The 8,474-nt window shown below is 30.9% G+C and carries 8 protein-coding genes; all 8 read left to right on the forward strand.

What is annotated here, in order from left to right; genetic code table 11:
- The first annotated feature begins 42 nt into the window (after positions 1-42).
- A complete protein-coding gene (locus tag BCR26_RS09370; RefSeq protein WP_069698720.1) occupies positions 43-1,197 on the forward strand; it encodes an O-antigen ligase family protein in 1,155 nt (384 codons plus the stop codon).
- Entirely contained in the window at positions 1,169-2,062 is an 894-nt protein-coding gene (locus BCR26_RS09375; RefSeq protein WP_069698721.1) for a glycosyltransferase, read from the forward strand. The genes BCR26_RS09370 and BCR26_RS09375 overlap by 29 nt, the downstream gene beginning before the upstream one ends.
- Positions 2,059-3,495 (forward strand): flippase, encoded by a 1,437-nt coding sequence (locus tag BCR26_RS09380; RefSeq protein ID WP_069698722.1) that lies wholly within the window; start codon positions 2,059-2,061, stop codon positions 3,493-3,495. Before BCR26_RS09375 ends, BCR26_RS09380 begins: the two co-directional genes overlap by 4 nt.
- Before the next feature lie 20 nt (positions 3,496-3,515).
- Positions 3,516-4,172 carry a CatB-related O-acetyltransferase gene (locus BCR26_RS09385; RefSeq protein ID WP_069698723.1) on the forward strand — a complete coding sequence of 219 codons (657 nt, stop codon included), beginning with the start codon at positions 3,516-3,518 and terminating at the stop codon, positions 4,170-4,172.
- Complete coding sequence (locus BCR26_RS09390) at positions 4,169-5,335, forward strand: nucleotide sugar dehydrogenase (RefSeq protein ID WP_069698724.1); 1,167 nt, start codon at positions 4,169-4,171, stop codon at positions 5,333-5,335. Before BCR26_RS09385 ends, BCR26_RS09390 begins: the two co-directional genes overlap by 4 nt.
- Before the next feature lie 143 nt (positions 5,336-5,478).
- Positions 5,479-6,585, forward strand: a complete 1,107-nt coding sequence (locus tag BCR26_RS09395) for an LCP family glycopolymer transferase (protein ID WP_069698725.1) — start codon at positions 5,479-5,481, stop codon at positions 6,583-6,585.
- 134 nt (positions 6,586-6,719) lie between these two features.
- Positions 6,720-7,421 carry a glucosamine-6-phosphate deaminase gene (gene nagB, locus BCR26_RS09400; RefSeq protein WP_069698726.1) on the forward strand — a complete coding sequence of 234 codons (702 nt, stop codon included), beginning with the start codon at positions 6,720-6,722 and terminating at the stop codon, positions 7,419-7,421.
- A gap of 167 nt (positions 7,422-7,588) precedes the next feature.
- Positions 7,589-8,338: a tyrosine-protein phosphatase gene (locus BCR26_RS09405; protein ID WP_069698727.1), complete on the forward strand. Its 750-nt coding sequence runs from the start codon at positions 7,589-7,591 to the stop codon at positions 8,336-8,338.
- Positions 8,339-8,474 lie beyond the last annotated feature (136 nt).

Here is an 8,474-nt window from a genome sequence, read left to right on the forward strand (position 1 = left end):
TTAATTGTTTAAATAATTATAAGTTGAAGTAGGTGGACAGGCGTGTTACAACTTCTTTTTTTGTTAATGAGTTTTGGGGTAATGGTATTAGTACCGTTGGGTAATAGTGCTTATCAGCTAAGTTACATAGAGATAGGTTTGCTGTTGATATTTGTAATACAATTTTTCAGAGTATTTTTAATTAGAAATCGGCAAGCGAAAGTGAAGAAAAATGATTCTATTTACCTTTTTCTGTTGTTTTTAATGATAATTTATTCTTTGATTAGTTATTTTTGGTCGATATCTGGGATTACTTCACTAGTCGGAGTTACATTTTTTATTTATGGATTTATTGTTGTGTTACTTAGCTTTTTTTATGACTTTAAATTAAGAGAATACATTATTGCTAATCGTATTCTTTTAATGAGCTTAACTATTCAGCTGACAATTAATTTTTATAATAGTGGTCAATTTTCAAACACAATAGGCTCATACTATAATATAAAAATATTCTCTTCAACTTTATTAGGAGACTCTAACTATGTTTCAATGTTTTTGACATTTATATTTACATTTGAAATTATTGCTAAAGTAAAGTATTGGTTCCCGTTCACGATTATTTCAGGATTATCAATTATTTTGACAATGTCTAAAGGTGCTATCTTAGCTTTGGTATCAGTAATTGCTATATATATATTTGTAGAGTTGATAAGTAAGAAAAATAAAAATAAATATAAGAATTTTTTTTCAATAACTATATTAGGGTTACTTTTTATAATTGCTTTCACTTCATCTTCACTAGGGAAGCAAACTATTCAAATGATAAATTATTCTTTAAATAGTGGGTTTTCAGCAGGACGAGATATACTATATTCGAGCGCTCTCAATACTATTGAAAACAATGTTTTTGGAATTGGATATACTAATATTGATAATCCACATAATTTTATTGTTGAAGGGTTACGTAGTTATGGGATCTTATTTGGAATGATTTCCACTCTCATCTTTTTATATCCTTTAAGACATTTTTTTAATCTTTTTCGTAGTGAATATAATCCGGTAAAGTTAGCATTACTTTTATCTTATTTTGGATTGGTTACTCATGGGTTGATTGAAATCTTTTTTTATACAACACCATCTATAATTTGGACGATGGTAACTATTTTGATTATTGAAGGGGTGTTTAGGAATGAATATCATGATAATTCTGAATTATAACGATGCTTTCAATACTATCAGTTATCTTAGTAAAATTGAAACATTCTCTTCTGTGGATAAATATATTGTTGTTGATAATCATTCAACGGATAATTCATATCAGAAATTTTTGGAATTACCAAATACAGATAAAGTAATTTTTTTAGAAGCTAAAGTTAATAGGGGATATGCTCATGGAAATAATATTGGAATAAAATATGCAGTAAATAACTTTTCTGTAAAAAACATTATTATTAGTAATCCTGATATAGAAGTAAAGGAAAACACAATTAAAAGTATTCTAGAGGAATTAGATGCGGATAAGAAAGTTTCAGCAGCAACAGGAGTAATCTGTGATACAAATGGAAATATAGCATTTAACTTTGCTTGGAGATTACCAGACTATGTGATGATGCTACAGAATACTTCCATAATAACAACCAAAGTACTAAAAAAGATGGGTAAATCACGTTTTTATAGTACAGATAATCTGAAAAAAAAACAGGTAGTAGATGTTTTATCGGGATGTTTTTTTATTATAAAAGCAAATGCTTTTAAACAAGCAGGTTATTTTGAGGAGGATACATTTCTTTACAATGAAGAAAATATATTGTTTTACAAGTTGAAACATCTAGGTTATAAACAAATTGTGCTTTGTGAGCATTATATTACTCATTTTCAAGGTAGTTCTACAAATAAAACGATAAAAAATTTTTTTCTAAAGCAAAAGATAGTTAGAGATTCTGAACAAGTTTATTTAAATAAGTATCTAGAAATAAGTTTAATTCAACGGATAGTGTATCATTTTTGCTCTTTTTTAGGAATGATTGAAAAATATATTATTTATCGGATAAAATTGTTTAGAAGAGGCGTCTCTAAAATATGAAAACTATATCTATAAAAAAAAATGCTGTTTTAAATACACTGAGAACATTACTAAATGTAATATTTCCTTTAATAACATATCCCTATATTGCTAGGGTTCTACATGTAGAGAATATAGGGAAATATGATTTTAGTAAGTCAATCGTCTCTTATTTTATTCTTATCGCTGGATTTGGCATTGCTCAATATGGAGTAAGAGAAGGTAGTGGTATACGAGATAATAAAAAGGAACTTGATCATTTTTGTTCTGAAATTTTCAGTCTAAATATTGTGACAACCATTGTAGCATATGTCTTTATATTTTTTTTAATATTTGTGGGTAACTTGTTTGAAGATTATCAGTTGCTAATAATGATTTTTAGTCTTAATATTTTAGGGACTACTTTGTCAGTTGAATGGTTATATACATTAGAAGAAGATTTTCAATACATTACGTTGCGAAGCTTAGCTGTGCAAATTATTTCATTGTTTTGTATGTTTTTATTTGTAAAGGAAACAAGTGATTACTTAAAATATGCTCTTATAACCGTTTTTTCGTTCAGCGGTTCAAGTGTATTTAATTATTATCATGCAAAAAAATATGTGAATTTGAAGTTTACATTTAGAATAAATTGGAAAAAACATTTACCTAGGCTTACTATTTTTTTCTTTAATTCTTTAGCAAGTATGATTTATTTAAATTCGGATATTACAATTTTAGGCATTCTTAAAGGGAATTATTTTGTAGGAATATATAGTACAGCTACAAAAATTTATACTATTTTCAAACAACTGGCCAATTCAGTTTTATTAGTTGCAGTTCCAAGATTATCTTTTTATGTAATGCATAAAGAAATAAAAAAATATTCTATCTTACTGAATAAAATATTAAATATGATTATACTAGCTATTCTGCCTATGTCTTTGGGGATTATTTTTTTACGTGTAGAGATTGTTAATTTAGTTGCTGGAGTTGGTTATGAGCAGAGTGTGCATTCATTAGCTGTACTCAGTATAACAAGTATATTTAGTTTATTATCTGCTTTTTTTGTATATGGTGTCTTATTACCGTATAAGCAAGAGAAAAAAGTACTTGTTGCAACAATAGTAAGTGCTATCGTTAATATAATCTTGAATTTCATTACAATTCCCTATATTGAGGAGGTTGGAGCAGCACTATCAACTCTTATTGCAGAATTTCTCGTTCTCGTTCTTACGTATGCCTACTCAAAAAAATATATTTCAAAAATTGATATTAAGTCCAGTATGATTATTTCCTTTTTCGGGTCGATCTTAATTGGAATTATTTGTGTAGGCATTGCTAGAAAATTTGATAGTGTACTAGTTCAACTAGTATTTTCTGTTATATTGTCATTAATTGGTTACTCTGGAATATTATTAGTAAGTAAAAATAAATATTTCCTTTCTTTGTTACCTTCTATAAAGAGGAAATAAGATATGTTTGGAGGGGCACCATGCTTGTAAAATATTTTATAGTTAAATTAAAATTATTTTTTTTTAAAAGAATATGGCGAAAGATGAATGAACATAATTATACAACTGCCAGTAATGTCTTTGATGTCAGTTTAGTTTCAGTGGGTAATTTTACCTATGGTGCATTAGAAATTATTGACTTTAAGGAAATGAATGCTAAAGTGGAGATTGGAAATTTTTGTTCAATTGCTAAAGGAGTAAAATTTTTGATGGGCGGTGAACATGATTACAAGAAGATATCAACATATCCATTTAAACGCTTTTTATCTGAGGAATTTGTTGGGATTGAGTCTTTTTCAAGGGGGCCTATAGTAATAGAAGATGATGTTTGGATTGGCAGGGACGTTTTAATTTTATCTGGCGTTACTGTCAGGCAAGGAGCTATTATAGGAGCTGGAAGTGTTGTAAGAGAATCCGTTCCACCTTATTCTATATTTGTAGGAAATAAGGTCATAAAAAAAAGGTTTAGTGATGATGTGTGTAAGAAGTTGGAATGTATAGACTGGAGTACTATCAATGAAAAGGATGTTCTAGAAAATTTAGATTCTCTGTATGAGTTCTCAGAAAATAAAATTAATGAAAATAGTTTCTATCAGTTTTTTAGTAATAAGAACTTGAAGAAAGATGAGGAAATATGAAAATTTCAATCTTCGGCCTCGGTTATGTAGGCTTAGCTAATGCGTTATTATTATCGCAAAAAGAACAAGTGAAAGCATATGATATAATAGAGAAAAAAATCGATATGCTAAACAAAGGTTTTTCTCCTTTAGAAGACGAAGAAGTTCATAAATTTCTGTCAAGAACTGATTTGAATGTGACTTTTACGAAAGATTTTGAAGACTCAGTTCTATTTGGAGATTACTTAATTATTGCAACACCAACAGATTATGATGAAAAAAAGAATTATTTCAATACATCAACGGTTGAAAATGTTATTGAACGTGCATTGGAAATCCGTAAAGATGCGACCTTTGTTATTAAGTCAACTGTCCCAGTAGGTTATACAGAATCATTGAAGGAAAAATATAAAACTGAAAATATTATTTTTTCTCCAGAGTTTTTACGTGAAGGGCGTGCATTACATGATAACTTATATCCTTCAAGAATTATTGTTGGAGAGTGTTCTGATAGGGGACAAGAGTTAGCTGATATGTTTTTAGAAAGCACTGTGAAAAAAGATGCGGCTACATTGTTAGCATATTCTACTGAGGCGGAAGCCATCAAACTTTTTTCTAATACTTATTTAGCTTTGCGAGTAGCTTATTTTAACGAATTGGATACATATGCGGAATCACGTGGCTTAAATTCGAAGCAGATTATTGAGGGTGTGGGACTAGACCCAAGAATTGGAACACACTATAATAATCCATCTTTTGGTTATGGAGGATATTGTTTGCCAAAAGATACTAAGCAATTGAGAGCTAACTTCGATCAAGTGCCTAATAATATTATTAGTGCAATTGTTGATGCTAATACCACAAGAAAAGATTTTATTGCTGAGCAAATTTTAGCTAAAAAGCCAAAAGTAGTTGGAGTGTATCGGTTAACAATGAAATCGAACTCCGATAATTTCAGGTATTCTTCTATTCAAGGTGTAATGAAGCGATTGAAAGCGAAAGGTATTGAAGTAGTTGTATATGAACCTACTCTAGATGCAGAAGAGTTTTATCATTCTAAAGTATTAAAAGACATGGAAACCTTTAAAAAAATTTCCGATGTCATTATTTCGAATCGATTTGAAAATGAATTGCAGGACATAGAAGAAAAAGTTTATACGAGAGATTTGTTTGGGAGAGACTAGATTTTACGTAAAATACAAGTATTCATTATTTTACATTTACATTAAGATATCGTGCCATTTTCTCGAAATTATTGATACGTGCCGAATTTTATGAGAGAATGGGAGAAAATGAATCTTATTCTTGCATAATGAGGAAGTGTCTTATGAATTTATGGAAAAAATTAGTTCTTACTGTTCTAAGTTTGATATTAATAATGGTTGCAGGTGTCTGTGCTTATGGAATTAAAATTTATTCTGATGCCAATACAACATTAAATGACGTGTATGCTGGACTTGATCGTAAGTCTTCGAAAAGAGAAACCGCGGTGAATATTGATGCCCAGGAGCCTTTTTCAGTACTGTTAATGGGAATTGATACAGGAGATTTAGGGAGAACAGAGCAGGGACGTTCCGATACAACAATGGTTGTAACAATCAATCCTAAAGAAAAAAAATCTACTATGATTAGTTTAGATAGAGATATTTTAACCAAACTTGTGGGAAATGACAGCGAAGATAAATTAAATCATGCCTATGCATATGGTGGAGCTACAATGGCTATAGACACTGTTGAGAATCTATTAGATATTCCAATTGATAGTTATGTCTCTATTAATATGAAAGGTCTTAAAGATTTGATAGATGCGGTTGGTGGGATTGAAGTTAATAACACAATAGGTGAGTTTGAATTAGATGGAACAATTGTGCCTCCTGGAAAAATTCATCTAGATGGTGAAGTTGGTCTAGCTTATGCGAGAATGCGTCATGAAGATCCTGAAGGGGATATTGGCCGCCAACGCCGTCAGAGAGAAGTTGTTGAAAAAATTCTTCAAAAAGTAATGAGTTTTAGTGGTATTAGTCAATACCAAAAGATTTTAAATGCTGTAAAGGACAATGTGAAAACTGATTTAAGCTGGGATGACATGATTGATATTCAGTCGAAATACATGAATTCTTTGAAGAAAGTTGATTCTTTACAATTAGAAGGAGAAGGGCAAGAAATCAATGGTATTTATTATCAAATTCTAGACCCAACCAACTTATATGAAGTTCAAACCAAGTTACGTGGACAATTAGGATTAGAGCCTAATGAGCAAATGCAAGCACAAGATATCAGTAACTATAGTAATTATGGAAACAATAATAACGGGTATGGGACAGCTAACAATAATACTGGAACAGGATCGGGTTACTACGATCAAAATGGGTATTATGTCGATCCGAATGCGAGTAACGGTTACTCTGATCCAAGTACGACAAATGGTTATTAGTTATTTACTTAAGAGTTTCTTTACTGAATAGACTGGAGCAAAACAAAAAAGTTTTGTTTCAGCCATTTTTTTTGTAGAAAAAATGAATAATAGATGTTACAATTGGACTATACCAAAAAACGGGAGTGATTGAATTGGAAATTATTAAAGTAGCAAATGCAGAAGAAGGCGGCAAAAAAGCTTTTGAATTGATTAAAGAAGGTATGAAAAATGGTGCAAAAGTATTAGGTCTTGCGACAGGAAGTACACCGGAAACTCTTTATAAAGAAATGGTTACTAGTGAAGTAGATTTTACTGAAATGACTTCTGTTAACTTAGATGAATATGTAGGTTTAGGTGGAACAGATGAACAAAGTTATCGTTACTTTATGAACGACCAATTATTTAATCAAAAGCCATTTAAAGAAACTTTTGTTCCAAATGGGAAAGCAGAAGATTTAGCTGCAGAATGTAAACACTATGAAGAAATTATTGATGGGCATCCAATTGATATTCAAGTTTTAGGAATTGGCCAAAATGGTCATATTGGATTTAACGAGCCAGGTACACCTTTAGATAGTTTAACCCATGTTGTGGAATTAACTGAATCAACAATTAATGCGAATAAGCGCAATTTTGACAAAGTTGAAGATGTACCAACAGAGGCTGTTTCAATGGGAATTGGTTCTATTATGAAAGGGAAGAAAATGATTTTAATGGCGTATGGTGAAGCAAAAGCAGATGCTGTTAAAGGGATGATTGACGGACCAGTATCAATTGACTTGCCTGCAAGTGCACTTCAAAATCATAATGATGTTGTAGTGATTATTGATGAGGCGGCAGCTAGTAAGTTATAGAATATAAAATAGAAGTCAGTGGTAGAGTAAGTCAATTACTTTACTACTGGCTTTTTTAGTAAGGATTTTAAAGTAAAATGTTGACTAGTTCTTTTTAATGATATAATGGAAAAAAAGAGTATTTTTTAGTAGTAGCAAAAAAATATTTTGGATTTTAAGGAGGAACTATGAATTTAGCAAATTTTAGAGAACTTGGTGGATATCAGTCAAGTAATGGAAAAAAAGTAAAAAATAAGCGTCTGCTGCGTTCAGGTGAAGTTTATCAATTAAATGAAGCTAGTGTGGAAGCTTTGAATGATCATGAGTTGACGAAAATTATTGATTTGCGTGGTGAAAAAGAAATTTCTAGCCGTCCTGATGATAAAATAAATGATGTTAGTTACCATTGGATTGATATTATGAAGGAAGTTCATGATAATGGCAGCATGGAAGACTTGATGGATATGGCGGACATTAAAGCAGTTGATAGACATATGATGGGGATTTATGAAAATCTCATTTTAAATGAAGGTGCTCAAGAGGGCTATCAAAAATATTTTAAAGAATTACTTTCTACAGAAACTGGTGGGGTGTTATTCCACTGTTTTGCAGGGAAAGACCGTACAGGAATTGCTGCAGTGTTGACACTAGAGCTGCTAGATGTTCCAAAAATGACAATTTATGAAGATTATTTAGCGACCAATAGGCAAAGGAAAAAACCAAATGAGCTGTTTTTAGCAGAGGCAGCTTCTCGTGGGTTCAGTGATGTACAATTAGCAGGCGCTAAAGTAGCATTAGAAGTAAAAAAAGAGTATTTAGATTATTCCTATGATTTAATCAATCAACATTTTGGTGGTGTGCAAAACTATACTAAAGAAGTGTTGAAAGTGAACAGCCAAGATGTTCAGTTACTGCAGCACTTGTATTTAGAAAAATAAATAGAAGCTATTTTGAAGAGAAGAGCCTGTAGTGTTCTTTGTAGTGAGACCCAAAAGTTAGACCAAATACCGACTGGAAAAATCTGGTCGGTAGTTTTATGTCGTTGTCCGTTCACGATATTGAACAGGACTGCAA

It is taken from the genome of Enterococcus rivorum (assembly GCF_001742285.1).
Taxonomy (GTDB): domain Bacteria; phylum Bacillota; class Bacilli; order Lactobacillales; family Enterococcaceae; genus Enterococcus_L; species Enterococcus_L rivorum.